The sequence below is a fragment of the Seleniivibrio woodruffii genome, assembly GCF_029267515.1.
Taxonomy (GTDB): domain Bacteria; phylum Chrysiogenota; class Deferribacteres; order Deferribacterales; family Geovibrionaceae; genus Seleniivibrio; species Seleniivibrio woodruffii_A.
In genome coordinates this window covers 85,676-111,176 of sequence record NZ_JAJUIS010000009.1, presented here as the reverse complement: position 1 = coordinate 111,176, position 25,501 = coordinate 85,676, and the positions used below count along the sequence as shown (strand labels likewise).

The 25,501-nt window shown below is 48.5% G+C and carries 25 protein-coding genes; 14 read left to right on the top strand and 11 right to left on the bottom strand.

All coding sequences use genetic code 11. The features are described from left to right. Nucleotides 1–30: 30 nt before the first annotated feature. The 6 genes from Q7P67_RS10630 to Q7P67_RS10605 form a co-directional block, all read right to left on the bottom strand. Complete coding sequence (locus Q7P67_RS10630; protein WP_303851985.1) at nt 31–3,045, bottom strand: hypothetical protein; 3,015 nt, start codon at nt 3,043–3,045, stop codon at nt 31–33. 144 nt (nt 3,046–3,189) lie between these two features. Continuing rightward, nucleotides 3,190–4,218 (bottom strand): PotD/PotF family extracellular solute-binding protein, encoded by a 1,029-nt coding sequence (locus Q7P67_RS10625; protein ID WP_303851984.1) that lies wholly within the window; start codon nt 4,216–4,218, stop codon nt 3,190–3,192. Beyond that, the gene (gene potC, locus Q7P67_RS10620) at nt 4,215–4,982 is read right to left on the bottom strand and encodes a spermidine/putrescine ABC transporter permease PotC (protein ID WP_303851983.1); all 768 of its coding nucleotides are present in this window, start codon (nt 4,980–4,982) and stop codon (nt 4,215–4,217) included. Before potC ends, Q7P67_RS10625 begins: the two co-directional genes overlap by 4 nt. Beyond that, the gene (gene potB / locus Q7P67_RS10615; protein ID WP_303851981.1) at nt 4,979–5,830 is read right to left on the bottom strand and encodes a spermidine/putrescine ABC transporter permease PotB; all 852 of its coding nucleotides are present in this window, start codon (nt 5,828–5,830) and stop codon (nt 4,979–4,981) included. Before potB ends, potC begins: the two co-directional genes overlap by 4 nt. Beyond that, a complete protein-coding gene (gene potA, locus Q7P67_RS10610) occupies nt 5,823–6,917 on the bottom strand; it encodes a spermidine/putrescine ABC transporter ATP-binding protein PotA (protein ID WP_303851979.1) in 1,095 nt (364 codons plus the stop codon). The genes potB and potA overlap by 8 nt, the downstream gene beginning before the upstream one ends. Before the next feature lie 104 nt (nt 6,918–7,021). Beyond that, complete coding sequence (locus Q7P67_RS10605) at nt 7,022–8,200, bottom strand: class I SAM-dependent rRNA methyltransferase (RefSeq protein WP_303851977.1); 1,179 nt, start codon at nt 8,198–8,200, stop codon at nt 7,022–7,024. 123 nt (nt 8,201–8,323) lie between these two features. On the opposite strand from Q7P67_RS10605, the gene Q7P67_RS10600 reads away from it, so the two are divergent. The 12 genes from Q7P67_RS10600 to Q7P67_RS10545 all read left to right on the top strand — a co-directional run bounded on the left by Q7P67_RS10600 (nt 8,324) and on the right by Q7P67_RS10545 (nt 19,859). Then, complete coding sequence (locus Q7P67_RS10600) at nt 8,324–10,009, top strand: methyl-accepting chemotaxis protein (RefSeq protein ID WP_303851976.1); 1,686 nt, start codon at nt 8,324–8,326, stop codon at nt 10,007–10,009. Nucleotides 10,010–10,124: 115 nt separating this feature from the next. Continuing rightward, a complete protein-coding gene (locus Q7P67_RS10595) occupies nt 10,125–10,820 on the top strand; it encodes a response regulator transcription factor (RefSeq protein WP_303851975.1) in 696 nt (231 codons plus the stop codon). After that, nucleotides 10,817–12,379 (top strand): ATP-binding protein, encoded by a 1,563-nt coding sequence (locus tag Q7P67_RS10590; protein WP_303851973.1) that lies wholly within the window; start codon nt 10,817–10,819, stop codon nt 12,377–12,379. The genes Q7P67_RS10595 and Q7P67_RS10590 overlap by 4 nt, the downstream gene beginning before the upstream one ends. A gap of 106 nt (nt 12,380–12,485) precedes the next feature. Continuing rightward, complete coding sequence (locus Q7P67_RS10585; RefSeq protein ID WP_303851972.1) at nt 12,486–13,121, top strand: YkgJ family cysteine cluster protein; 636 nt, start codon at nt 12,486–12,488, stop codon at nt 13,119–13,121. A gap of 85 nt (nt 13,122–13,206) precedes the next feature. Further along, nucleotides 13,207–13,509, top strand: a complete 303-nt coding sequence (locus Q7P67_RS10580; protein ID WP_303851970.1) for a c-type cytochrome — start codon at nt 13,207–13,209, stop codon at nt 13,507–13,509. A 4-nt stretch (nt 13,510–13,513) separates the two neighbouring features. Then, nucleotides 13,514–14,422, top strand: coding sequence for an SCO family protein (locus Q7P67_RS10575; protein ID WP_303851968.1), 909 nt, complete (start codon nt 13,514–13,516; stop codon nt 14,420–14,422). After that, nucleotides 14,412–16,031: a cytochrome c oxidase subunit I gene (gene ctaD, locus Q7P67_RS10570; RefSeq protein ID WP_303851966.1), complete on the top strand. Its 1,620-nt coding sequence runs from the start codon at nt 14,412–14,414 to the stop codon at nt 16,029–16,031. Before Q7P67_RS10575 ends, ctaD begins: the two co-directional genes overlap by 11 nt. Beyond that, nucleotides 16,024–16,623: a cytochrome c oxidase subunit 3 family protein gene (locus Q7P67_RS10565; RefSeq protein ID WP_303851965.1), complete on the top strand. Its 600-nt coding sequence runs from the start codon at nt 16,024–16,026 to the stop codon at nt 16,621–16,623. The genes ctaD and Q7P67_RS10565 overlap by 8 nt, the downstream gene beginning before the upstream one ends. Nucleotides 16,624–16,630: 7 nt before the next feature. Then, nucleotides 16,631–16,930 (top strand): cytochrome C oxidase subunit IV family protein, encoded by a 300-nt coding sequence (locus Q7P67_RS10560; protein ID WP_303851964.1) that lies wholly within the window; start codon nt 16,631–16,633, stop codon nt 16,928–16,930. Between the two features lies 1 nt (nt 16,931). Then, the gene (gene coxB, locus Q7P67_RS10555) at nt 16,932–18,140 is read left to right on the top strand and encodes a cytochrome c oxidase subunit II (RefSeq protein ID WP_303851963.1); all 1,209 of its coding nucleotides are present in this window, start codon (nt 16,932–16,934) and stop codon (nt 18,138–18,140) included. Further along, on the top strand, nt 18,141–18,977 hold the full coding sequence (locus tag Q7P67_RS10550) for a protoheme IX farnesyltransferase (RefSeq protein ID WP_303851961.1): 837 nt from the start codon (nt 18,141–18,143) through the stop codon (nt 18,975–18,977). It abuts the gene before it with no gap. Between the two features lie 60 nt (nt 18,978–19,037). Next, complete coding sequence (locus Q7P67_RS10545; protein WP_303851960.1) at nt 19,038–19,859, top strand: hypothetical protein; 822 nt, start codon at nt 19,038–19,040, stop codon at nt 19,857–19,859. On the opposite strand, the gene Q7P67_RS10540 is transcribed toward Q7P67_RS10545, so the two are convergent. Genes Q7P67_RS10540 through Q7P67_RS10520 form a run of 5 tightly spaced genes read right to left on the bottom strand, consistent with a single transcriptional unit; the run spans nt 19,856 to nt 23,438 of the window. Continuing rightward, nucleotides 19,856–20,152, bottom strand: a complete 297-nt coding sequence (locus Q7P67_RS10540) for an AzlD family protein (protein ID WP_303851959.1) — start codon at nt 20,150–20,152, stop codon at nt 19,856–19,858. The two genes, Q7P67_RS10545 and Q7P67_RS10540, sit on opposite strands and share 4 nt — an antisense overlap. Then, complete coding sequence (locus tag Q7P67_RS10535) at nt 20,139–20,819, bottom strand: AzlC family ABC transporter permease (protein WP_303851958.1); 681 nt, start codon at nt 20,817–20,819, stop codon at nt 20,139–20,141. The genes Q7P67_RS10540 and Q7P67_RS10535 overlap by 14 nt, the downstream gene beginning before the upstream one ends. A 44-nt stretch (nt 20,820–20,863) precedes the next feature. Then, a complete protein-coding gene (locus tag Q7P67_RS10530; RefSeq protein ID WP_303851956.1) occupies nt 20,864–21,490 on the bottom strand; it encodes a LysE family translocator in 627 nt (208 codons plus the stop codon). Nucleotide 21,491: 1 nt separating this feature from the next. Then, a complete protein-coding gene (locus Q7P67_RS10525) occupies nt 21,492–22,514 on the bottom strand; it encodes a radical SAM protein (protein ID WP_303851954.1) in 1,023 nt (340 codons plus the stop codon). A 42-nt stretch (nt 22,515–22,556) separates the two neighbouring features. Continuing rightward, nucleotides 22,557–23,438 carry a LysR family transcriptional regulator ArgP gene (locus tag Q7P67_RS10520; RefSeq protein ID WP_303851952.1) on the bottom strand — a complete coding sequence of 294 codons (882 nt, stop codon included), beginning with the start codon at nt 23,436–23,438 and terminating at the stop codon, nt 22,557–22,559. 93 nt (nt 23,439–23,531) lie between these two features. On the opposite strand from Q7P67_RS10520, the gene Q7P67_RS10515 reads away from it, so the two are divergent. After that, nucleotides 23,532–24,128 carry a LysE/ArgO family amino acid transporter gene (locus tag Q7P67_RS10515; RefSeq protein ID WP_303851950.1) on the top strand — a complete coding sequence of 199 codons (597 nt, stop codon included), beginning with the start codon at nt 23,532–23,534 and terminating at the stop codon, nt 24,126–24,128. A gap of 11 nt (nt 24,129–24,139) precedes the next feature. After that, nucleotides 24,140–25,489 carry a deoxyribodipyrimidine photo-lyase gene (locus Q7P67_RS10510; RefSeq protein WP_303851948.1) on the top strand — a complete coding sequence of 450 codons (1,350 nt, stop codon included), beginning with the start codon at nt 24,140–24,142 and terminating at the stop codon, nt 25,487–25,489. Nucleotides 25,490–25,501: the final 12 nt, after the last annotated feature.

Here is a 25,501-nt window from a genome sequence, read left to right as displayed (position 1 = left end):
GAAAGCAAAACTTTCCGCCTTTTTTAATGTTTAGTTGCTGCCGAATATGCTTGCGCCAAGTAGCGGTCTTTCAACCATGTTATATAAGCTGCTGCCCAGAACAGTGGCGTTCATATCGGTTATAGCGCTGGTGTTGTACGTTATTACCTGGCTCGGAAGACTGACGGACATGGTTTCAAATGAAAGCCTGTCGTCCGCATTTTCCAAATCAGCGTCACTTACTTCCCCATCCACATTCATGCTCATTACCATACCTGTATTGACGATGAAAACGGAAGATGCCGCCCCTGCATACAGATGGGTATCGAAAAAGATCCCGTCGGGAAGAGTGTAGACCCAGTTGAGTCCTTCGCCTGAGGTGACGAAGGCGGACTCGGAAAGCTGGGCAATGGATTGGGTATTTAAAATCATCTGCATGTCGCCGGACATTACGCCTGACGCAAGAGTGTAATAATAAATCAGGTTTTCTGTTTCAGACGGTGTTTTCGTTACGGCTATCTTCGCCTGGTATTCCGTGTATGAGGAGTCTGTGTCCTCAAGAGCTATCAGGGAAACGGAATTGATGTTGTACGACCCTGTGTTGAAATCGGTGGAAATCTCCGCCGCATAAGCGTTTGAATAGTCCTCCGGCACAAGCGAGAGGTAAATTTTACCGTTTATACCCACAGCCATATCCACGAAGTTCATGAGCGTATCATCCACGCCGTTGTCGGCGACTACATCGATCATATTTTCGTAACCTTCATAAATCTCTTTGGACGACTGGTATGCGAGAGAAGAGTCAAGCGCTATCAGGGAGAGCGTCGAGTGGTTCTGAGTGTCCGGAGCATATGTGTAGGCCAGAACGACAACAGTATCGTATGGTTTCACCACTGCCAGTTTAATGGGAAGCACACCGCCATCTGTATTTGTGGCCTCTATGAGGTTTGAACTCATAATGTTGCCGTCCGATGATGAAACTTTCAGCAGCATAGTGTTTGCGTTGTATGAGTTAGAATTGTTTTTCCCTTTTATAAGAAGCACGATATCGTCCGATGTGTCCGTATCGTTCACGGAATCGGAAACGAGAGCCGCATCTATGAATTTGTGAAACTGGTTATAGTCGGTATCGGCGCTCTGATATTTTTTTATCCAGCTTATGCTGTCTCCGCTTGAACTTATCTTCATCAATGTAACGAAGTAATCCCCGCCTTCATAGTTTCTGGCAACGATGTATTGCGTTCCGTCTGAGGCGGTGAGCAGCTTGACTCTGGATACTGTGTTCGCGGAGTCAGGATTTACATGCTCAATGGAATATGCGCTCAGAACGTCGCCGTCGGCATCGAAGTTAGCCATAAGAGGTTCAAAGTAACCGTTAAAATCATTATAACCGGGTGAGAGAAGATTAGTTGAGAGAAGTGCGGAGAACGAGTTGTCCGCGTTCTTTTTAAAGTCTTTGAATGCGGTGCTGAATAACTGGCTCTGAATCTCATCAAATATGTCGTAAATCTTGTAATATCCGTTCACGATAACGTTATCGTCGTCGTCACCGCCGTCACCTCCGCCGGAAACACATGCCGTTCCGGTTGCCAGACCGAGGTTATCAAATGAATAGAAGGTTGAAAACGCTCTGCCTGCGGAGTCATAGGCGGTAATCTTCATCTCGCCGTAATTCTGTGTTGCCGGGATAATGTCGCCAAGGTCAACGGATATGACAGATGTTGTGAGCGGTACCCTGCCTTTGACAGTTCTTTTCGTACCCTGGTCTGAAACAGTGAAAAACTGTATTTCTGCCCAACTTGGGGTATAAGCTGTGGGAAGAGTTACCGTAATGCTTTTTGTGCATGAGCTGCTTGACGCCATCGCCGCAGTGGGGAAGACGTTTCCGCTCATATATGACGATGTAATCCCGTCGCCCTGAACATAGAGGGTTTCAGCTACTGAGCCGGATTCTTTTGTTGTGATGGCAAACGAGTACGGGTCTCCGTCATTAACGGCGGCTGCATTTGCGTACATTGTCATATTTTCGTTTATCTCATTGAAAAAGTAGGAAGAGGCGGAGCTCGTAAGTTTTGCGTATATAAAGTTCGGATCCGGTATGATCAGATAACCCGCGCTGTTGATCCCGTTACCTGACATTGTGAATGACGCTATTTTGTCGGCTGATACAGTTCCTGCGCCGACGGAAATTCCTGCCACTTTAACGGGTGTGGTCTGCCCGCTGGTGCTGAAAAGCTGCGCCGCCTGATTCTCTATGGCAAGGTCATAGTTGTGCCCGTTGCCGATAAGTTTCCATTCGTCGTCAATCTTTGCCGCCCAGAGTTCTTCAAATTTATACGAACCGTCGCTGTATATGTATTTAACTTTTGCGGTGGCCGTGTCCTCAGATGTTTTTGATGAGGTTTTCATCTTAGATTTGGGCAGTTTCATTCTTGGGTTGAGCATCTGAACCGATATCAGATTCAGTCCGTTGCTTTTCATTTCCGCCCGTTTTGTAACGAAATCCGTTATGAAAGTGCTTCTGTCCATGCCGTTGTAAACGCCGAAATCGCTTTCATCCGCAACGTAATCATCCATATCCGATTCCGAAAGGGTTCCATCCACCCCCTTTGCCTCTACGCTGAAAACAAAGTTCTCAATGGCGTATTTATCCTCGAATGAACATGTCAGGGTCAGGTCGGAAACGGTATTGGGGACTATAGTGAGCGAATCGCCGCCCTGACAGACAAGTGTGTCTGTCCCGCTGAATGCCGAAACTGTGAAACTGTACTCCTTTCCCGCCTCAAGGTCGGGGATGGTCACGGACGACTGATTTTCCGCCGCGGTCGTTACATCCATTGTGGTTTGTTCGTCCCCGGTCGGTCCGTATCCGATGAGAACCTGAGATATGCTGGTGTTTCCAACTGTAAATCTGGGATTTGTTTTGGTTCTCTTTTTTGAGTTATCAGGCAGCTCCAGTTTAATTTCTATACTGGTATTTTTGCTTTTCGAGGCAGTTGTGCCTCCTCCGCAAGCGGAGAGAAAAGCGGTTAATGACAGAATTATAAAAAGTTTAAAGTATTGCATAGCACACCGTAATCATTAGTATGTGAAATTATGAATCAAAATGGTAAAAATAACAACAGAAGTAACGGTCAGAAATTGTAAGAAATCTATCAACTGCCCGTTTGAGTATAAAAAAAGCGGAGGTTTTGCCTCCGCTTTGTTTAATTACTTTCCTGATTTCAGCATATTCCAGTATTTTTCATAAACTTTGATAGCGTCGCCTACGTCGAGCTGGAATTCACCCTGTTTTATTATGCTCAGGGGCGGATAAATGGTCGGGTTTGTGCGCACGGATTTGTCCAGAAGCGCCACGCCCGCCTTGTTGGGGCTGGGGTATCCGACTTCCTCGCTTATCATTTTAGCAACTTCAGGTTTCATTATATAGTTGATGAACTTGTGCGCGTTCGCAACGTTTTTGGAACCTTTGGGGATGCACATGCTGTCCACCCAGAAGATAGCTCCCTCTTTGGGATAGATATATTTGATTGAAGGGTTTTCCTGCGCAGCGGCGTACATTTCACCGTTGAATGTAAGACCGAGGGTTACTTCGCCGTTTATGAACGGAACTTTTGGCGAATCGGAGTTGTAAACCCGCACGTTGGGGCGGAGTTTGCGCAGAAGTTCATAGGCTTTTTTAATTTTTTCGGGGTCGGTCTCGTTGCCGGAATAACCGAGTATCCTGAGCGCAATATGGAAGACCTCGCGCAGGTCGTCGGTAAGGATGACCTTGCCTTTATATTTCGAATCCCAGAGGATACGGTATGTGTTTGCTTTTTTCGCGTCAACAAAGTCGGAGTTGATGGCGAGAGACGTTGAACCCCAGAGATACGGCACGCTGTACTTGTTGCCCATGTCGTACTCTTTGTTGAGCAGGGACGTGTCCATGTTTTTGAAGTTCGGCAGGAGCTTCCTGTTAAGAGGTGTGAGCAGCCCTTCCTTCTGCATCCTGTTAACGTAATAGGTGGATGGGAAGATAACGTCGTACCCTTTACCTCCGAGCACTTTCACTTTTGAATACATAACCTCGTTGCTGTCATAGGTGGTGTAGATTACTTTTATGCCCGTTTCTTTTTCAAAGTTGCTCAGAACCTGTTCGGGGATATATTCCGACCAGTTGTAGACATAAACCACTTCTTTGGCAAAAGCTGAAGATGCCAGAAGGCAAAGAAGGATAGCAAAAATCAGTCTTTTCATTTTTTCTCCCTGTTAAGTATTTGAGATATCATAACTATCACAAGCGACAGGGTGAACATTATTGTGCAGAGAGCGTTCACCTCCGGCTTAACCCCCAGCCTGACCATTGAATAAATGCGAAGAGGCAGTATTTCAAAGTCAGGACCTGTTACAAAGAAACTTATGATAACATCATCCATCGAAAGTGTAAACGCCAGCAGCCATCCCGCAACAACAGCGGGAAGCATCATAGGAAAAAGGACATGGCGTACGGTCTGAAACTCCGTTGCGCCAAGATCGCCCGCCGCATCGAAAAGGTTTTTGTCAAACCCCTTCATACGGGACATAACCGTAACGGCGACAAACGGTATGTTGAAAGTGATATGCGAGAGCAGAAGGGTGATGAACCCCGGCTCCATATGTATGGTGACGAAGAGTATCAGAAGACTGATACCCATCACGATATCCGGTGCCATCATGAGGATGTATACCAGAGACATTATAACTTTTTTGCCTTTGAAAGTGTATCTGTAAAATGCCACAGCAGCCAGCGAACCGATTATGGTTGCGCAGGTTGCCGAAAGTGTAGCCACAAGAACTGAGTTGCCTGCGGCAGTCATAAGCGACGTGTTTTCCAGCAGATTCTGATACCATTTCAGAGTGAAGCCCTGCCATGTCGTGCCGAATTTGGACGCGTTGAACGAATATACTATAAGCACGAAAATAGGCACATAAAGAAATGCGTAAACAAGTGATGAATAGCCGATTTTCAGTGTACGCATCATATGGCTTCACCGCCCGTTTTCTTGGTGCTTCTATAATAGATGTAGATGATGACAAACATAATAACGGTGAGAATCATGCTTGCCGCCGCGCCCATGGGCCAGTTGCGTGTCAGAAGGAACTGGTTCCGTATGAAATTGCCTATCAGAAGGGACTTCGCACCGCCAAGAACATCTGATATGTAAAACAGACAGAGGGTCGGCAGAAACACAAGCATACTGCCGGCTATCACGCCGGGCATGGAAAGGGGCAGAACAACATGCCAGAAGGTGCGCATACGTCCCGCGCCGAGGTCTTTTGCCGCCTCGATAAGTTTGCCGTCCAGTTTTTCAAGCACAGCGTACAGAGGCAGAATCATGAACGGCAGCAGAGAATACACCATGCCGACGAGAACAGCCGTTTCGGTGTACATAAGCCTCAGAGGCTCGTCTATTATGCCAAGCGCCATGAGAGCACCGTTCAGCACTCCGTTGGTCTTTATTATTATGATGATTGCATAGGTACGTATCAGGGAGCTTGTCCAGAAAGGAATGATGATAAGCACCAGCAGAAGACTTTTGAATTTTCCCCTGTATTTTGAAAGGTTATAAGCAAAAGGGTAGCCTATCAGCAGACACAGAGCCGTGGTTACGAAAGCCATTTCGAAAGAGTCCGCGAGCACCTGCAGAAAGAGCGGGTCGCGTATGGCTTTGTAGTTATTCAGCGTGAAAACGGGTGAAATCTCACCTGGAGTGTTGCTGGTCATCAAGCTGACAGCCAGAACCATCAGTGTCGGCACAAGAACCAGAAGGATGAGCCAGACTGAGATGAGGGTTATGGAAAAGGTTTTAAAACGGTTCTTTTCAGTCATCGGGAAGCAGTACCTCCCAGCCGTCAACCCATTTAACGGCGACCTTTTCACCTGTTTTATATTCAAATTCGGGGTCGTCCTCATCGAAAAATTCGCTCGCCATGATAACCGTTCCGCTGTCCAGACGCACGATGGAATCCAGCGTCGCGCCTTTGTATGTGGTCTCTTCTATTATGCCCTGAAGCGGATAGTCGCTGTCCGCGTCTTTAATATGTTCCAGACGGATGTCCTCCGGGCGCAGAAGCAGCTTTACGCTGTCGCCCTCGACGTATGTGTGTTTTTTGGTAAGGCGGCACTGCCTGCCTTCAACGTTGGCGCGCAGTTTACCGTTAATGGTCTTTTCTATGACAGCCTGCAGAACGTTTATCTCACCCACAAACTTTGCAACAAACATGTTTTTAGGGTTTTCGTAGACCTCTTTGGGCGACCCGTCCTGCTGGATGACCCCTTCGTTCATGACCACAACCCGGTCAGACATGGAGAGAGCCTCCTCCTGATCGTGGGTTACGAAAACAAAGGTTATTCCCAGCTTGCGCTGAATGTGTTTCAGCTCTGTCTGCATCTGTTTGCGGAGTTTGAAGTCCAGTGCGGAGAGCGGCTCGTCCAGAAGGAGCACTTTGGGGCGTTTGACAATCGCCCTTGCTATTGCAACCCTCTGCTGCTGACCGCCCGAAAGATTCTGGGGCATACGGTCTGCAAAGTTTCCAAGCATAACCGTATCCAGCGCCTCTTTAACGCGTTCTTTTATCTCGTCTTTCGGAACTTTGCTCATTTTCAGTCCGAAAGCCACGTTGTCGTATACCGTCATGTGGGGGAACAGGGCATAGCTTTGGAAAACAGTGTTCACCTCGCGCTTGTTGGGCGGAATAATGCTTACATCTTTGCCGCCTATGAATACCCTGCCGTAGTCCTGAGTTTCAAGACCGGCTATGATGCGCAGAAGTGTAGTTTTTCCGCAGCCTGAGGGTCCCAGAAGGGTTACGAACTCGCCGTCTTTTATGCAGAGATCGAGGTTGTGTACAACCCCGTGTCCGCCGAATGATTTTGAAATGCTTTCCAGTCTCACTATGTCGTTTGCGCTGCTCATTATCCACCGAAAAAAATAATCTGTACTTATAATACAAATAATGTGCGGCAGTCTATAAAAAACTGACCGGAAAAACAATAAATCACAAAATTATGACAAAGGGGCTATTCAACTATGCCTGTAATGCCTTTAAGATATTCTGATTCAGGGAAAAAAGGGTTTATCGGGTGGTCGCCGCTCTGCGAGAGAAAACCTGTTATTCTGAGGGTTCTTCCGGCGTCTTTTGCAGCCCATGCTATGGATTTTATGAAATCTTCCCTTGAAACCCTGCCTGAGCATGAAAAAGAGAAGAATATTCCGTTGTTTTTCACCTTTTTCAGTCCCAGCATGTTCAGGTCTTTATATGCGCGCAAAGCCTGTTCCACAGCGGATTGCGACTTTGCCAGCTTTGGCGGGTCCAGGATGACCATGTCATGTTTTACAGAATCCGCGTTTCTTTCGCGGAGATAATCAAAAATGTCTGCTTTAACGGTTTCCGGCGTGTCAAATCCGTTCAGTCTGAAATTTTCTTTCAGGTTTGCAAGGGCGTCCGCGGAGGAGTCCACGCTTGTTATGTGTTTTGCGCCTTTTGCGGCGGCGTTCAGTGAAAACCCGCCTGTGTAGCAGAAACAGTCCAGAACGTCCTGACCCTCTGCATACTCTGCGGCTATACGCCTGTTTTCCCTCTGGTCGAAATAGTATCCGGTTTTCTGGCCGCTTTTCAGGCTTGCTGAAATTTTCAGTCCGTTCTCTTTTATTATTATGCTGTCGGGCGTTTCTCCGTGGATGCACTGCTCCTGCCAGCGTATCATCTCTTTCTTTGCCAGCTCGTCAGCGGGGCGTGCGTATATGGAAAGCGGGCTGACAGTATCAATGAGTGCGTCTTTCATCATTGGCAGATAGTGCACAGCCGAAGCTGTGTTCACCTGCAGGCTGATATGACCGTTGTATATGTCGGCAACGTAGCCGGGCAGTCCGTCCGCTTCGCCGTAAAGCAGTCGGAAGCTGTCTGTTCTGCCGGCATCTATCAGGCGTTTTCTGGCTGCTAGAGCGCATGAAAGTCTTTTTCTGAAGATATCCGCACCAAATGTTTCCTCTTCGTCCCATGAAAAGAGTCTGAGGGCTATTGCGCTGTGTTCACTGTAAAATCCGTAGGCCACGAAGCGCTTGTCAGAATCAAGAACCTTCACCGCTTCGCCGTTGACTATTCCTTTTTCAGCGGAATGAACAGCACCGGAAAATATCCACGGATTTTTATTTCTTGCCAGTTTGTCTTTGAACTTTTTAAGTATTATTGTCTTCATGCTTCTATTGAACATAAAAGAACGGTTATTTCAAGCGGATAGTAATTTTGCTTGAAATTTAGTGAATAAAAAGTAACAATTGTCAGAATAAACACAACTAATTATTTGTTTTCCGGAGGCACAATGAGTCTTTCTATAAGATACAAAATTGCTTTGATGGCAGTTGTTCCCGTACTTCTTACAGCACTGTTCCTCAGTATATTCACCTATTATCAGCTGAAAAAGATAGGGGAATCGGAGATCGCTGATTTCAGAGAGAGTATGCGCACTGCGAAAGAGCAGGAACTGAAACAGTACATAGATCTGTCAATATCGTCCATTAAAGATATATACGACAACGCTTCCGCTGACGATGAGGAAGCGAAGGCGAAGGCTGCCGCAAAAATTCAGGAACTTAATTACGGCGCCGACGGCTATATCTTTCTTAATGACCATGACGGTATCGCCCTTGCGAACAGAGCAAAGCCGGAGGTTGTCGGAAAGAATCTCATAGAGATGAAGGATAAGAACGGCGTATACATATTCAAAGAGCTCATCGCCGCAGCGGACAAGGGCGGCGGATATGTCAGCTATCAGTGGTTCAAGGCTTCAAAAAATACTGAAGTGGAAAAACTCAGCTACGCGGTAGCACTTAAAAAGTGGGGCTGGGTAATGGGTACCGGCTTCTATGTTGACGATATTCAGGACGCTGTTAACGCAAAAGAGGCACACCTTAACTCCGTTATCAGAAAAACCATTTTCATAATAATGGGTATGTCCGCTTTCATCACCGCAGGCATAGTAATAGTGGCATTCTTCCTTTCAAGCGTGCTTACAAAAAGTATTAAAGCTATCAACCAGTTTCTTAAAGAAGTGTCTGAAGGCGAGGGCGACCTCACCCGCGATCTGCCAGTTCTTTCAAAGGATGAAATGGGTGAAATGGCTCAGCATTTCAATAAATTTATAGGGAAACTTAACGAGATCATATCCATAGTTAAAGAGGGCTCCGAAAACGTTGCCTCTGCCAGCACAGAGCTTGCGAGCACAACAGAGGAGCTTACGGTTACGTTTCAGGATCAGGCAAGTCAGGTCACTTCCGTTGCCAGCGCAACAGAGGAGATAAGCGTAACTTCCCAACAGGTTATGCAGTCCATAGGCGAGGCGAACGATCAGGCTGCGAACGCAGAAAAACTCACAAGAAGCGGAAAGGAACAGCTTTTAAGCTCTGTTTCAGAGGTGATGGGAATCAGGGAAAAGGTAGAAAAGCTGGGCAGAACCATAGACAGCCTTGCGAACTCGTCTTCTGAAATAGGTAACATTACAAACGTTATTAACGATATCGCAGACCAGACAAACCTTCTTGCTCTCAATGCCGCCATCGAAGCGGCAAGAGCCGGTGAACACGGGCGCGGTTTCGCAGTTGTTGCCGACGAGGTTCGTAAACTGGCGGAACGCACCCAGAGCGCCACAAAAGAGATAGAGAACATCATTGTAAGCCTTCAGAACGAAACGAAAACAGCCACCAGCGACATGCAGGAGGCGACCAATAAAGTCGTTTCAGGCGCAAAGGCTATTGAAAACACAGAAAACGTTTTTGAGCAGATAGTTGAATCTGTCGGGAACATTAACGCTACAAACCAGACGATTAACAGTTCCATTCAGGAGCAGGTGACAGCCATTGCCAACATAAACGACAATGCGCAGGTTATTTCTTCCGGTATCGACGAAAGCTCGAACGCTCTGGCGCAGGTAACTACAACCGTTGCCGACCTCCAGAAGCAGGCGGACGACCTTCATATCATGGTGAGTAAGTTCAAAACCAGAGGCTAATTTATTCTCCGCACGGACAGTTTTTCATCTGTTTGTGCGGAGAACTTTGCATTTTTCATGAAAGAATGTTAAGATTATAAATTAATGCTCTTAATTTTTTTGCGCAGGGTGACTGATGAGTACGACTATTCTGGTTATTGACGACGATCAGGAAATTCTTGATATTCTTAAATTACTTCTCAATCTCGAAAAATACAATGTACTTACAGCTCAGAACGGTATAACCGGTCTGTTTCTTGCCAGAGAGAACAACCCTGCCATGATAATTCTTGATCTCAACCTGCCGGATATTGACGGTCAGCAGATATGTAAAATTATCAGAAGCGAGCTGGACGTGCCTATTCTCATACTCTCCGCCCGCGACAACGTTTCCGACAAGGTTGTCTGCCTTGAATACGGTGCGGACGATTATATGACAAAACCGTTTGAGAATATTGAACTTATCGCCCGCGTAAAGGCAATATTGCGCCGTGCGGAAAAGACCGGTCCTGTTCAAGGGGATGACAGCGAAGACACTGTTTTTCATCATATGCACATAGACAGAGCCAACAGGCAGGTGTTTATAAGAGGTGAAAAAATCAGCCTTACCCCGAAAGAATACGACATTCTGGTATATTTTATAGAGAAGGCAGGACAGGTACTCTCCCGCGATACCATAGTGAACGACATCTGGGGTAAAAACTCTATATACTCGTGGTCACGAAGCCTCGACGTACACATCAAAAACCTGCGCCAGAAGGTTGAGATAAACCCGAAAAACCCGGATATCATCAAGACCGTTTCAGGCGTTGGCTACAAGATCAAAAAATGAGACTCACGGTTAAGCTGATTATCAGCATAACACTGGTGACCATCGTCATAATCCTTGCCATGATTAACGTGTTCATGGAGAGTCAGAAAAAAATACTGCTTCAGCAGGCGCATACACAGGCGAAGACCATGTTCGACATGATAGTTGTCACTCGCCAGTGGGTTGCGGAAAACCGCGATCAGATAAAGCCTGTTCCGGCAGTTGCCACTAAACAGCTATCCACCTATGCTGCGCGTATGACGGATTTCCGTTTTCACATCACCAGTATGCAGCTTATCAACCCGGAAAACGCTCCGGACGAATACGAAGTGCGTGCACTTGGGCTTTTCGCTCAGGGAGCGAAAGAGCATCAGGAGATAATCACCCTCGGAGAAGAACGTTTTTACCGTTACATGGCACCGCTCTATGTCAATAAGGCGTGCATGGAGTGCCACGACTATCAGGGATACAGGATCGGCGACCTGCGCGGCGGGATATCTGTAACTATCCCCATGAAGGCGCTGGAAAAAGCAATGGCGGTGAACAACAGGAACTATCTTATAACCGGATTCGCCGCGTTTTTTGGTATTGTGCTCACCCTTACGCTGCTTCTCCGCATGACAGTTCTTAAAAACCTTTCAACCCTGACAGATGCGGCGGGTTCATACAAGACCGGAGATTTCACAAAAAAACTTACTATAAAGACCGGAGACGAAATTCAGGAGCTTTCGGAAGCGTTTGAGATGATGCGGCACAGTATCCTTGAGAATGAGGACAGACTCAAAGAACAGCTTGCCCGTGTCACAGAGCAGTATAAAACTGTTCTCGGTGTTTTGCAGACCAGAAACGACGAACTGAAAACCATAAACAGTTTTAAATCCGATATCCTTGATTCACTTGCCCACGAATTGCGCACGCCGCTGACGAAGATAATTTCCTATTCCGAACTGCTCGTTGCACAGGGGCTGGACTGTTCGCCGGATGTGAAAGAGAAGTCGCTTACAACAATAGCAAGAAGCGCGAGACTGCTGAACACTCTGTTCAGCGAGATAATCACGCTGTCCCGTCTGGACAGTAATCAGTATCCTTATCACTTTATGCCGCTGAACATCGGCAGGCTGGTTTCCGAGATTGCAGCGGAATATGAAAAGGAGATAGCCGATAAAAACATCAGTTTTGAATCGGAGATTTCAGACGAGGCAGTTGTTTATGCAGATGCGGAATCGTTCCGTCACGTCTTTGCAAACCTGATATCAAACGCAGTTAAGTTCAGCCGCGGAGGAGGATTCATCAAAGTAAGACTGAAAGACCTCGGCGAATACAACGTTATAGAGGTTGAGGATTCCGGCGTGGGAATTCCTGCGGATGAAATTGAAAAGGTCACAAAACGCTTTTACAGGGCAACCAATGTTAAACGCGAGTTTTCCGGAACTGGGCTGGGACTTTCCATAATCTCACGAATCATGGAGGGACACAGAGGCAGACTTGAGATAGAATCAGAGCAGAACAAAGGCTCTCTTTTCCGTGTTTGCGTTCCAAAAAACCTCGCGGATGAAGAGTCTGCGGAGCAGGACGCATAGTTAATTCTGGGTTAATAATTTAATCCTGCGTTCATATCGTTATATGGGCTAAATTTCTTTACTATCAATCTTGTATATGTATAGTTGACTGTGTTATAATCATTTCATGGCAGGCATAAGAATATATGACTTCCACGAAACAGTTTACTTGTCCGTCATCGGATCCGTAAAAGCGGGTGAAAGCCCGGCGGAAACTATGAAGAGGATACATTTACTGGCACAGCAGAGGGCTGCAAAGGACATTTCCGGACAGGAAGCGTCCCATATGCAGTGCCGCAGAGGGTGCAGCCATTGCTGCCGTGTCCACGTTCCCGTTCTGTGCCTTGAGGCGGACAGCATTGCGGAATATCTTTTATCATCCCTCTCTGAGGAAAGTCTGGAAACTCTTAAATCAAAGCTGCGCTATATAAAAGTGCATATCGCCGGGTATGACGAGCAGGAGCGCATCGTTGCTAACATTCCCTGCGGATTTCTGGGCAGCGAGGGCGAATGTCTCATTCACTCCGTTCGTCCCCTTGTCTGTCGTTCGGTCACAAGTGCTGACTCCGAAGCCTGCCGCCGTGCGATGACAATGTCCGTGTGCGAGGAGAACGCCTTTATTCCCATGAACATCACACACAAAAGCATATACGATTCAGCTTTTATAGGTCTTGCGGACGCTATGAAGGAAATGAAGATTGACTGCCGCAGTTTCGAGATAACTGAGGCGGTACTTTACAGACTGAATAAACAAATTGAATAGCGCCTTTACAATGTTTATTTGACGTATGGCGTTTTAAAATATAAAATTAATTACGTCTCCTATTTTGTTAGCGAGGTAAATAACCATGAAAAAGACAATCGGATTTATTGTATTTCTCACCGCAGTTTCAACAGCCATTGCCGCTGCGGACGGCGCAGCTCTTTATGCTAAATGTAAAGGCTGCCACGGTCCCGATGGTTCCAAAAAAGCTCTTGGAGTGAGCGAAGTTATCAAAGGTCAGCCGGCTAAAGATATTGAAGCTGATCTCATTGCCTATCAGGCGGGCACAGGCGGCGGAGCGAAGAAAGCCGTTATGAAAGCTCAGGTGGTAAAGCTGAACCCCGAAGAGATCAAAGCTCTGGCTGATTACATCTCAAAACTGAAATAAGCCTATGATAAAGCAAACTTTAAGGTTTGCGGGTATCTTTCTGGCGATAGTATGTCTTGCAGGTTTGGTCGCTGTCCGTCCGGTTTTTGCCGCGGACGGCGAAAAAACTATGGAGCATATGCACCATGAGGATGCGCCCGCAGAAGATAATGCGCAACCCGCGCACGAGCATGTGCACAAAGATCCGGCACCACAGGAGAAGGCGAATGTAGGTGTTACGGAGCATCTCGGCTCCGTTATACCGCTTGACCTTGAGTTTCAGACCTCTGACGGCAGAACAGTCACGCTGAAAGACATAGTAGACAAACCTACGCTTTTCGCTCCTGTTTACTATAGCTGTCCCAACGTGTGCAACTTTCTGCAGTCACGGCTTGCTGATATCATCCCGCAGGTTAAGATGAAGGCGGGCGAAACATTTCAGGTTGTTTCCGTCAGCTTCGACGAGTTCGATACTCCTGAAACAGCCGCTGAAAAGAAGGTCAACTACATGAAGGCAGCCGGCGGAACTGTGCCGGACAGCGGCTGGATATTTCTGACAGGTTCAAAAGAGAATATAGACAAACTCATGAACGCACTAGGCTTCCGTTTCCAGCGGAAAGACAGGGACTTTCTCCACCCTGTTGCTGTCATATCAGTTTCAAAGAGCGGAAAGATAGTCAGGTATCTCTACGGAACGGACATTCTGCCTTTCGAAATGACCATGGCGGTTGTGGAAGCGGAGAAGGAAACCCCCGGTCTGTCGGTGAAAAAGCTGGTTGCATATTGTTTCAGCTATGACCCGCAGGGCAAAAAATACGTTTTCGACGTTATGAAGGTTTCCGGCATAGTGGTACTTTTGGTTATAGCAATGTTTGCTTCGTATCTGTTCTTTGGCGGAAAAAAGAGAAAAAAGCGAGGTTCGGATGAGCAGTAACTCTCTTTCATTCTGGGAGGATTCGGGAAACGGCCGCACAGGTATTATGGCGTGGCTGACAACAACCGACCATAAGCGCATCGGGCTTATGTATATGTATGTTATTCTGGCGATGTTCATCGCCGGATTGTGCCTTGGGCTTGCGATACGCCTTGAGCTTATTGCGCCGGGCAGAACAATAATGGACGCGCAGACTTACAACACCGTATTCACTCTGCACGGGGTTATCATGATTTTCATCGTGGTTATCCCCAGCATCCCCGCCGCTATCGGCAATCTGGTGCTGCCCATACAGCTTGGGGCGGAGGATGTGGCGTTTCCGCGTCTCAACCTGTTTTCTTGGTATCTGTACATAGGCGGAACCATACTGGCGCTTGTGTCCCTGTTTACAGGGGGCGGCGCACCGGATACCGGCTGGACCTTCTATGTGCCTTTTTCGGAGTTCACCACAACCAACGTCTCCGTGGCTGTTATTGCGGTGTTCATCCTTGGTTTTTCATCAATACTAACCGGACTTAACTTCATTACAACCATCCACAGGCTGCGCGCTCCGGGCATGACATGGACGAAGATTCCTCTTTTCACATGGTCGTTATATGCGACGGGCTGGATTCAGGTGCTTGCAACCCCTGTGCTTGGTATAACGGTTCTTCTGATATTTGCTGAAAGGGTGCTTGGCGTCGGGCTTTTCGATCCGAACAAGGGCGGTGATCCCATCCTTTATCAGCACCTTTTCTGGATATACTCCCACCCCGCGGTGTACATCATGATTCTTCCCGCCATGGGTGTTGTTTCCGACATTATCCCCGTTTTTGCCCGCAAACCTATTTTCGGGTATAAGACTATAGCCTTTTCCAGCCTTATGATAGCCTTTGCAGGCTCGCTGGTGTGGGCGCACCATATGTTCACATCAGGCATGAGCGACACGGCGGTGCTTATCTTCTCGCTGCTTACATTTGTTGTCGCCATCCCATCGGCTATTAAGGTGTTCAACTGGACGGCGACCCTTTACAAAGGTTCCATAACCGTCGATCCGCCTCTGCTTTATGCACTGGGCTTCATCTTCCTGTTCTCCGTGGGCGGTCTTACGGGGCTTATCCTCGGTTCCGCTGGCACTGACATCCATGTACACGACACATATTTTGTGGTAAGCCACTTCCACTATGTTATCTTTGGCGGAACAGGCTTCGGTATGTTCGCCGCGGCGCATTACTGGCTGCCGAAATATTACGGCAGGATGTACAACAAAACGGTGGCGAAGGTAGCCTTCTATATTCTGTTCATAGGTTTCAACCTCCTCTATTTCCCGCTGTTCATCATCGGGCTTGAGGGGATGCCAAGACGTTATTACGACTATCTGCCTCAGTATCAGGAAGGACATGTGATATCCACCGTCGGTTCGTGGATTCTTGCCGTGGGTGTTATCATAATGCTTGTAAACCTCATCAGGGGCTTTACGAAAGGAGAAAAGCTGAAAGGGCGCAATCCGTGGGGTGCCGCTACACTTGAATGGACGATACCTACTCCGCCGCCTCTGCTCAACTTTGACAAGGAGCCGGACACCTCCCGCAAACCCTATGATTTTCAGGGGGTAACGCCGGATGAGTAACACACACAAAGACTACGCAGGCGCGAAGCTCGGCATGTGGCTGTTCCTGTTCACAGAGGTTCTGCTTTTCGGCGGTATGTTCGTGCTCTATGCGGCATATCTCCACGAGTACAGGGCGGATTTCCATGTGGGCGGCAAGCAGCTCGACGTTGTTATAGGTACGCTGAACACGGTTGTCCTGCTTTTCTCCAGCTTTGCCATAGCGGCGGCGATAACCTTTATCCAGCAGGGTAAAAAGAAGCTCGCCGTAAACTTTACGTATCTGACGATAGCCTGTGCCGGTATTTTCGTCATAAACAAGACGATAGAGTGGCGGGCTAAGTTCCACCACGGCATATGGCCGGACTCGCCCCATCTGCGGGAGATGTCCCACGGCGAGAACATCTTTTTCGGGCTGTATTTCCTCATGACGGGACTTCACGCCGTACACGTTATCATCGGCGCGATACTTCTTTCGGTGATGGTGTGGTTCATGAAAAAGGACGTTATCAATCAGCAGGATTTTGTGAAACTGGAGAACGCGGGGCTTTACTGGCACATAGTGGATCTCATCTGGATTTTCCTGTTTCCCCTGTTTTATCTTGTGTTGTGAGGTCGGTATGAGCGAAAATCATGAACATAAACACCATATACTGAGCATTAAGACTGCGGGGATAATCCTCGGTCTGCTGCTTATGCTTACGGCGATAACAGTTGCGGTATCACGCATTGACCTCGGCTTTATGAACGTTGCTGCGGCGCTTGCGCTGGCAACAACAAAGGCGCTGCTGGTCATAATGTTTTTCATGCATATGAAATACGAGAGCAGGTTTATGCAGGGGATAGTCTTTCTGTGTTTTCTGATACTCGCCATCTTCATAGGCATGACGTTCTTCGATCTTGCGTACAGGGGAGGCTGAGATGGACGCGACACTTATCGATGCCGTCAGCAAGGTTGATACGGCATTTAAATTCATATTCGGGGTATCTTTTGTCATCCTGTTCCTTATAACTGCGGTGACGCTGTATTTCCTTTTCAGATACAGCAAAAAGCGCAACCCCGTTCCCGCGCAGATTGAGGGGAACCTCGTTGCGGAAATTATCTGGATAGTAGTTCCCTGCATTATCGTGGGCGCTATGTTCTGGTACGGATGGGTAGGCTATAAGGCTCTGCGGGAGGCTCCGGCAAACAGCTACGAGGTGAAATGCACCGCCCGCATGTGGTCTTGGAAGTTCGAATATCCCAACGGAAAGACCAGCGACAAGCTGTACGTTCCTGCGGACACTCCAATCAAGGTTGACCTGACATCCGTTGACGTTATCCACAGCTTTTATGTGGCGGCATTCCGTGTAAAGATGGATACTGTACCGGGTATGCACACCTATGTATGGTTCAACAGCGGCGAACCGGCGGAATATGAGATTCAGTGCGCCGAATACTGCGGCGTGCGTCACGCATACATGCTTTCAAAGGTTGTCGTGGTTCCGAAAGAGGAGTTCGACAAATGGCTGAATGCCTCCGCCGCAGCGGAAGTTCCCGATGAGGGCGAAGAACTGCTCAAAAAACACGGCTGCTTCGACTGCCATACAACGGACGGCACGGATCTTGTGGGACCCAGCTTTAAGGGTATCTACGGACGTGATACCGTTGTTGTTGAAAACGGCAAAGAAAAGACCGTTAAAGCGGACGACATGTACCTTGAAAAATCAATTACACAGCCAGCGGCGGACATCGTCAAAGGTTATGAGGATATGATGCCTCCCTTTGAACTGACGAAAGAGGAGTTGGGCAAGATAATCGGATATTTCAAAGGTGGCGGCAAGCCCACGGCGAAACTCGGAGCCAAAGGCGCGGAGATTGCTGAACGGGAAGGCTGTACCGGATGTCACTCCGTTGACGGAAGCGAACTTGTGGGTCCCAGCTTTAAAGGGCTGATGGACAGAAAGACTGCTGTGACAAAAGACGGCAAAAAGATGGAAGTGACAGCCAACGTGGAGTATATCATAAGCTCCATAAAACATCCGTCAGAGTACGTTGTTGAAGGCTATGAACCTTCAATGCCGGAATACGGTCAGCTCAGCGACGACGACATTAAGGCGCTGATAGAATATATCAGCACTCTGAAATAGATGCTCAGCATAAAGCATCTTGTCAGGGTAAGATTATCATCAATGGTGGGTCTTTCCGCATTTGCGGGGACCTGCCTTTCTTTTCACCATATCGGTCTGACGCACCTGTACGCAGTTTGCGCGTCTGTTTTTCTGTCGTTCGGCTGTTCCGCGCTGAATCAGTATCAGGAGCGCGACAGCGACAGACTCATGAAACGCACCATGCAGAGACCTCTGCCGGGCGGGTATATTCTTCCGAAAGAGGTTCTGGCGCTCGCGGTGGTTCTGATTCTCATCGGATTCAGCTTCATTGTTTTAAGCGGCAGTCTGTGGGCAATGGCTATCGGTTTTCTGGTTGTCGCCGGATATAATTTTGTTTATACGCCTCTGAAAAAGGTGTCCCCTTTTTCTGTTATGCTTGGCGGGCTGGCGGGTGCCATGCCCCCTGTGCTCGGCTACTGTATGGCGGGCGGCAGTCCTTTTGACAGGGATATACTGCTTGTCACAGCGGTACTCTATCTCTGGCAGACTCCGCATTTCGCCATCCTTGCGGATATACATGCGGAGGACTATAAGAATGCAGGATTTAAAACTCTGACATTCTCATACGGTGCGGACAAAAGCCGACTTTTCGTTCTGGTATGGGCTGTGGCATATCTTACGGCACTGCTTTTTATCCCTTTTTCAGAAGTATACAGCAGCAGATTCACCGCTGCGGCAAGCATCGCGGCAGTTGTGCCCGTGCTGATTTTCATCTTCGGCTATGCGAAGAGACCGTCGCTTCGTTTCGGTTCGCTGAATCTTTCGGCGTTACTTTTCTTTCTGCTCATCATCGGCGACAGGCTGATGATTCATTAATCCTTGCAGTATAAAGCGTAACAGGCTATCATCTTTTTTCTGAAACAGCGGAGGTGCGTAATGAGCGCAAATGTCACAGATGTTATGAAGCGTCACCATGAGACTGCGGAAAAATACGCCGCGGCTATGGAGGCTGCGAAAGAGAAACATGAATTTATCTCCGCTATGAAGACCTGCGCGGATGAAGTTAAGGCACAGTACGGCGAACTTGAGGCTGTAAGTGAGAAGTACGCAGAGCTTATGACCCTTGGCACAGCAAGCGCGGAACTGCGGGAGATGGCTGAGAAGACAGGTGACTGCTTTGGTCGCAGAATATCTAATATATATTCGGCAACGGCACAATTTTTGACCGATCCGGAGTTTAAAAAAGCTGAACAGGAGCTTTATCAGGTTTTGACTGATAACCCGCTTTTTATGGGCGCAATGGAAAAAGAAGGCAGTTTCGATGCTGTTGCCCAGTCTTTCGCAAGCTCGGTGAACGCTATGGCGGAGAAGCTGAATGCGGAGACCACCGCCGTTTCCGGTGAAAAGGTGGCGGAGCTTGAGGCTGTGCTGAAAGAGTTCGATTCACTGGCTAAGCGTTACGCGTCGGCTCTGGAAAAAGCTGAGACTGTGCGAAAATTTGTGAACGCCAACGAGCTTTTTGTTGAAGCAGTGAAAAAGCTGATACCCCGTATGACCTCCGTTGCCGACACGATGCGTCTGCTCTCGGCGAAAAACGCTCTTCCCGAATCAGTTTCAGAAGCGGGCAAAAACCTGAGAAATACCCTTGGCAAAGAGCTTGGGGAGATATTGAAGGATAAGCGCGACCTTATGACCGATGCAAAGGTAAAAAAATCAGTTGAAAAGATAGGAAAACTGCTGGAATCGCTGCCTTTCTAAAAAACGTAACGGAAGAAGTTAATTGCGAGGATGCCCACTGCGAGACAGAAGAGAAGTCCGCGTCCGGTTATCGCCGTACCTATGACAACCATTGCCGAAAGTATCTCCGGCACGGAACCTTTTATAATCGACGGAGCCGCTATTGAAACCAGAATCGCTATGGGAATGCTTTGCAGAGCGTAGCGGAATCTGGGGGTCAGATTCACCTTCCCTGCGATGTAAAAACCAAGAACACGTGTGAGATATGTTGCCGCACCCATCCCAAGGATGGTCAGAAAACTAGTCTTGTCCATAGCTAACCCATGCTGTAAGTCCGCCGGCTATCCCGCCTGCGAGTATATACCATTTGCCGCCCACAAAATGCTCGAAAAGACATGAAACTATTATTGCAACAACCACAACAGGAATATCCTTTCTGCCGCGGAAGCCGGAAACTGCCATTGTTATGAATACCGCCGACAGCGCGAAGTCTATACCCAGTTTTTCGGGTGAGGGTATGAAAGCGCCCGCCTGTCTGCCTATCATGGCGGAAGCCAGCCAGAGGAAATAGAGGATGAATCCGGTTCCGGCAAGGTAGCCTATGCGTTCCGCCGTGCGCGCCATCTTGCCCATTGTGAGTGCCCATCCTTCATCCACCATAAAAAACAGGCTGAAGTAACTAACCCATTTTTTTTCTTTTTCCGCATAGGGATATATCGATGCGCCCATGAGGATGTGGCGTATGTTGACTATGAAGGTTGACAGGATTATTGCGAAAACCGGAAGAGGAGCGTTCCACATTTCAAGTGCCATAATCTGCGACACGCCTGCGAAAACCACCATGCACGACATAACGGTTTCCCATGTGGTGAGAACGCCCTGTGTCAGCATACCGTAAACAATGCCGTATGCCGCAACGCCTATCGCTATGGGCAGTCCTTCCTTTATTCCGAGTTTAAATGCCTGATAATTCGTATTCATCGGAGACAATTATATCTTTTTGTAATAAAAATTACATCAAGTTTTTATGATCTTTTTGAAAAAGCCAGCGCCACGCCAAGCCCCATAAGAACAGCGCCCGCCGCTTTGTTCAGAAGACCTGCGCCTTTGGAGTTTTTCAGCTTTTCACCTATCTGTCCGCTGAAAAGCGCACATGCGGAGAAGACTATAAAGGTGCATATGATGAACAGCAGCCCCAGAAGCGCCATCTGTATGGCGGGGTGTCCGTTCTGCGGTTTGACGAACTGCGGAAAGAAGGCGATGAAGAACAGCGCTACTTTCGGGTTAAGAACGTTCGCGGTGATGCTCTGTATAAAAACAGCCTTTGGGCTTAATATCTTAGTATCTTTTTCCGCGGACGCTCCGCCTTTGCTGGTGAATGTTTTCCAGCCTATGTATATGAGATAGAGCGCGCCCGCTATCTTTATGGCGGTGAACGCCAATGCGCTGGAGCGGATTATTGCCGACAGTCCAACTATTGCGAAGGTGGTATGGGCTATATTGCCCAGAGAGAATCCCGCTGCGGCTGCCATGCCGCTCTTGTGTCCCTGTGTTATGCCGCGGGTTATGACATAAATGATGTCAGGACCCGGTGTTATGGCGAGAAGTAGAGATGTTGAGCAGAAAAGGATTATCTGTGTACTGTCGAGCATGTTATACCTCTGCGAAAACTGAGTGAGACTTTTTATAATATACGGAAGGACGTTTGCCCACCTGCCAATCCGCTTCGGCAAGGAGTTTCGAACAGTCCGCAACTGACATGCCTCTGTTCTCTTCCGTTTTTTCATTCGTATCTCTTGGGTTTGCGCCCACCTCTGCCCAGAAGAGGTTAGCTCCTGCCGAAGCGCCGAGGACGTTCGGTTCGTGGGTGCAGTTGCCCGCCACTGTCGCAGGTGTCGCTATGCGTGTCACTGCCACAATCTGTGCCAGACGCAGTTCGGATATCATTCCGTACTGTTCAAGGTCGGAACCGGGGATTGTTATCCTGCGCATGGCTCCGCTGAAAGCGGGGTCAAAGGATGCTGCAAGGAGTATCTTTTCGGCTATCTCGTCGTTGGTGTGTTCCGGTCCTACGGGTTCAACGCAGGTGCCGACGATAAGGCCAGCATCCTGAAACGCACGGATTGATTTCAGACGCTGTTTAACGGGTGCGTTCGTTCTGTCGCCTTCGCCCATGCGGATGGCGTGGTATGTGCCGTTATATCCGGCGGATTTCATTTTAACAGCCTGTTCAGGGGACATATCGCCCACGTTGGCTATCATGAGGGTTTCGGGACGGAGTATTTTTCTTACTTCCTGCGAAATCTCTATAAATTTCCCGAAGTCGTAGTTTGCTGTGGTCATAAGGAAGACGGCGGCGTTTTCATCTGCATTATCAAAGCCTTTCGCATATTCAACAGCTTCCTGAACGGTGAGTTCCTTAGGTTCTTTGAATATACCGTATTTCGCGGCGAATGCGCAGAAACGGCAGTTCACAGGGCAGGGCGCAAGGTTAAGGGCGAACTGCCCGTGCACCTCGGCTGTGTTATCCGTCAGTTCGCGGGAAAATCTGACGCTTTCACCCATGAGCAGGTGTGCCTCCCGTGATTTAGGGTCTATTTCCAGCATAGAAACCACTTCCGCGTGGGTGAATGCCTCTCTGTCGCGTACTTTTCTGATTATATCGTGAACGTTCATAGATGCCTCCAAACAAACAAATAATTTTCAGAATATATTACATCACGCATCTTTACAATAGCGAATCAGCGCTTTGGTCAGCGCATCCAGCGGTTTTGATCCGATGTTCCACCTGTGCCAGTAAAGGTGCGCCTCAACGGTGTAAGGTGCCGCCGCGTCTTCTATCAATCCGTTTTCGAAGTATCTCCGGCACTGCTGATCGGGCATCATGCCTATGCCGAATCCGCGTATCACCGCATCAAGATATTTTTCGACGGACGGGATGTAAAGGCTGGGGTGGCTGATGTTCTCCGTACCGAGCGCATTGCGGAACATCTGTGTGTGGAGAGTGTCCCGTTCGTTGTATATTATGACTGGCACCTTTTGCAGTGCCTCTGCTGTGAAACCGTTCGGAAACCACTCTTTATGTTTTTCCGGCGAAACGTACATCCTGTATGTTGTTTTGCCGAGGTAATGCACACTGCATCCCTGCATGGGGGTGCTTCTGGTGCTGATACATCCCGAAGCCTCTCCGTTTTTCAGCATGGAGTGCGTCACCTCCTGATCGTCCACACGGAGTTTCAGCAGTAGCCTTTCTGTTTTGACAACATCCTCAACGGCATCGAAAAACCATGTGGCAAGGGTGTCCGCGTTAAGCCCGATACATAAACTTGTGAAACCGCAGTCCTCCTCGTGACTGAGTGCTTTCTCAAGCTCCCGCTCAAGCGAGCTTACTTTGTTGAAATGAGCTATGAACGCTTTGCCGGTGTCTGTCGGTGTCGGCGGGTTGGAGCGCACAAGGAGAACGGACTTTGCCGCATCCTCAAGCAGCCGCACGCGCTGTGACACAGCCGACTGGGTTATAAAGAGTTTTTCAGCCGCCTTCTCAAACCCGCCGCACTCGACGACGGCACAGAAGGCTTCCAGCAGTTTGTAATCGTACATAGACTAATATTAGCAAAACTTATGTATTATGAAAACAATTAATTTTACTTTTCATATCAGATGTCATATGTTTTCTGACGAAAGGAGAGCAAAATGACTGCATTTGTAAGCGGATTTTCGACCGGAGCCGGACTGATAATAGCGATAGGCGCGCAGAACGCGTTCGTTCTTACCCAGAGCGTAAAGAGGAACCATCACTTCAAGGTGGCGCTGATATGCGCTGTTTTCGACGTACTGTTCATCATGACAGGAGTTGCCGGAGTGGGTTCGTTTGTTGCATCCAATCCGCTTCTGATGAAGATTGCAACATGGGGCGGCGCGGCTTTCCTTTTCTGGTACGGTCTTCTGTCTCTAAGGTCTGCGTTTTCCGACCGCAGGATGGAACTGAATGAAAAGACAGATTCCAGCATAAAAAAGACACTGCTTGCCACAGTTGCCGTGACGGTTCTCAACCCCCATGTCTATCTGGACACAGTGCTTCTGGTGGGCAGTATCAGCGCAGGTTTCATGGGCAGCGGACGGTATTTTTTCGGACTTGGCGCTTCAACAGCCTCTGTTGTGTGGTTCTTCACCCTTGTTCTTTTCGGTTCCGCACTTGCGAGAGTTTTCGCAAAACCGATAGTTTGGCGTATGCTCGATGGAATCGTATGCTGCACAATGTGGGGAGTGGCGGTTTCGCTTATTGTATAGTATAGTGTCTTATGGATATAAGACGTACATACTCACTGAACGGGAAGGTGTCGAAGGCGGGCAGGACGGTCTACTGGATGTCCAGAGACCAGCGGGCGCGGGACAATTGGGCGCTCGTCTATGCCGCAGAGCTGGCAAAGTCGGCGGACAGCGCGTTTGCTGTGGTTTTTTGTCTGGCTCCGGGCTTTCCCAACGGCAATTCATATCATTACAGATTCATGATAAACGGGCTGAAAGAGACCGCGAAGGAGCTTGAAGCCCTCAACATCCCTTTTTATCTGCTCATTGGCAGACCGCAGGAAGAGATTCCGAAATTCGTTAGATACCAAAAAGCTGACACTCTGATATGCGATTTCATGCCGCTCAAGGTGCCTATGGCATGGCGGGAGGAGGTCGCGTCAGCGCTTGACATTCCCGTCATAGAGGTGGATGCGCACAACGTTGTTCCCTGCCGAGTTGCTTCGGACAAGCAGGAGTATGCCGCGAGAACCATACGCCCTAAGATACACAGGCTTCTGGGTGAATTTCTTACGGAATTTCCGCAGATGAACCGACAGGAGGCTGTTTTTTCTGAGACTGTTCAGGCGCCGGACTGGAAGAGGGCGGAGACGCTGTATCCGTATGACGGATTATTCCCTGTGACAGCAGGATCAAAGGCGGGTGCAGAAACACTGCATGAGTTTACAGACGAAAAGCTCTCTTTCTATAACGAAAAACGGAATAACCCCAATTTTGATGCACAGTCCATGATGTCCCCGTATTTCCATTTCGGTCAGATCGCCCCCCAAAGAGCTGCGCTGAACGTTCTGGCGGCGGATGCGCCGGATGCAGATAAGGACGCATACATTGAAGAGCTTATCGTGCGGCGTGAACTTACGGACAACTACTGCTTATATAATCCAGATTACGACAGTATTGACGGTGCGGATTCATGGGCGCTTAAAACCCTTGATGAACACAGAGACGACAGACGTGATTATGTTTATTCATACGAACAGTTTGAGCTGGCTGAAACCCACGACACCCTGTGGAACGCAGCACAGGATCAACTGCGTCTGACGGGGCGTATGCACGGCTATATGCGGATGTACTGGGCGAAGAAGATCCTTGAGTGGACGGCTGACCCTGAAGCAGCTTTCAGATACGCTCTTCTGCTGAACGACACCTATGCGCTGGACGGGCGCGACCCGAACGGATATGTGGGCGTGGCGTGGAGCGTTGCCGGAGTGCACGACAGGGCATGGACGGAGCGACCCGTTTACGGGAAGATACGCTATATGAACCGAAACGGCTGTCGGTCAAAGTTCGATGTGGCTGGTTATATTGACAAAATAGATGAAATAAAAAAGGGCGGTGAGTGACACCGCCCTGTC

What these genes read in the sequence shown, in the direction of transcription:
- Q7P67_RS10630 (WP_303851985.1), bottom strand. Translation starts at nt 3,045, where the DNA reads ATGCAATACTTTAAACTTTTTATAATTCTGTCATTAACCGCTTTTCTC.
- Q7P67_RS10625 (WP_303851984.1), bottom strand. Translation starts at nt 4,218, where the DNA reads ATGAAAAGACTGATTTTTGCTATCCTTCTTTGCCTTCTGGCATCTTCA.
- potC (WP_303851983.1), bottom strand. Translation starts at nt 4,982, where the DNA reads ATGATGCGTACACTGAAAATCGGCTATTCATCACTTGTTTACGCATTT.
- potB (WP_303851981.1), bottom strand. Translation starts at nt 5,830, where the DNA reads ATGACTGAAAAGAACCGTTTTAAAACCTTTTCCATAACCCTCATCTCA.
- potA (WP_303851979.1), bottom strand. Translation starts at nt 6,917, where the DNA reads ATGAGCAGCGCAAACGACATAGTGAGACTGGAAAGCATTTCAAAATCA.
- Q7P67_RS10605 (WP_303851977.1), bottom strand. Translation starts at nt 8,200, where the DNA reads ATGAAGACAATAATACTTAAAAAGTTCAAAGACAAACTGGCAAGAAAT.
- Q7P67_RS10600 (WP_303851976.1), top strand. Translation starts at nt 8,324, where the DNA reads ATGAGTCTTTCTATAAGATACAAAATTGCTTTGATGGCAGTTGTTCCC.
- Q7P67_RS10595 (WP_303851975.1), top strand. Translation starts at nt 10,125, where the DNA reads ATGAGTACGACTATTCTGGTTATTGACGACGATCAGGAAATTCTTGAT.
- Q7P67_RS10590 (WP_303851973.1), top strand. Translation starts at nt 10,817, where the DNA reads ATGAGACTCACGGTTAAGCTGATTATCAGCATAACACTGGTGACCATC.
- Q7P67_RS10585 (WP_303851972.1), top strand. Translation starts at nt 12,486, where the DNA reads ATGGCAGGCATAAGAATATATGACTTCCACGAAACAGTTTACTTGTCC.
- Q7P67_RS10580 (WP_303851970.1), top strand. Translation starts at nt 13,207, where the DNA reads ATGAAAAAGACAATCGGATTTATTGTATTTCTCACCGCAGTTTCAACA.
- Q7P67_RS10575 (WP_303851968.1), top strand. Translation starts at nt 13,514, where the DNA reads ATGATAAAGCAAACTTTAAGGTTTGCGGGTATCTTTCTGGCGATAGTA.
- ctaD (WP_303851966.1), top strand. Translation starts at nt 14,412, where the DNA reads ATGAGCAGTAACTCTCTTTCATTCTGGGAGGATTCGGGAAACGGCCGC.
- Q7P67_RS10565 (WP_303851965.1), top strand. Translation starts at nt 16,024, where the DNA reads ATGAGTAACACACACAAAGACTACGCAGGCGCGAAGCTCGGCATGTGG.
- Q7P67_RS10560 (WP_303851964.1), top strand. Translation starts at nt 16,631, where the DNA reads ATGAGCGAAAATCATGAACATAAACACCATATACTGAGCATTAAGACT.
- coxB (WP_303851963.1), top strand. Translation starts at nt 16,932, where the DNA reads ATGGACGCGACACTTATCGATGCCGTCAGCAAGGTTGATACGGCATTT.
- Q7P67_RS10550 (WP_303851961.1), top strand. Translation starts at nt 18,141, where the DNA reads ATGCTCAGCATAAAGCATCTTGTCAGGGTAAGATTATCATCAATGGTG.
- Q7P67_RS10545 (WP_303851960.1), top strand. Translation starts at nt 19,038, where the DNA reads ATGAGCGCAAATGTCACAGATGTTATGAAGCGTCACCATGAGACTGCG.
- Q7P67_RS10540 (WP_303851959.1), bottom strand. Translation starts at nt 20,152, where the DNA reads ATGGACAAGACTAGTTTTCTGACCATCCTTGGGATGGGTGCGGCAACA.
- Q7P67_RS10535 (WP_303851958.1), bottom strand. Translation starts at nt 20,819, where the DNA reads ATGAATACGAATTATCAGGCATTTAAACTCGGAATAAAGGAAGGACTG.
- Q7P67_RS10530 (WP_303851956.1), bottom strand. Translation starts at nt 21,490, where the DNA reads ATGCTCGACAGTACACAGATAATCCTTTTCTGCTCAACATCTCTACTT.
- Q7P67_RS10525 (WP_303851954.1), bottom strand. Translation starts at nt 22,514, where the DNA reads ATGAACGTTCACGATATAATCAGAAAAGTACGCGACAGAGAGGCATTC.
- Q7P67_RS10520 (WP_303851952.1), bottom strand. Translation starts at nt 23,438, where the DNA reads ATGTACGATTACAAACTGCTGGAAGCCTTCTGTGCCGTCGTCGAGTGC.
- Q7P67_RS10515 (WP_303851950.1), top strand. Translation starts at nt 23,532, where the DNA reads ATGACTGCATTTGTAAGCGGATTTTCGACCGGAGCCGGACTGATAATA.
- Q7P67_RS10510 (WP_303851948.1), top strand. Translation starts at nt 24,140, where the DNA reads ATGGATATAAGACGTACATACTCACTGAACGGGAAGGTGTCGAAGGCG.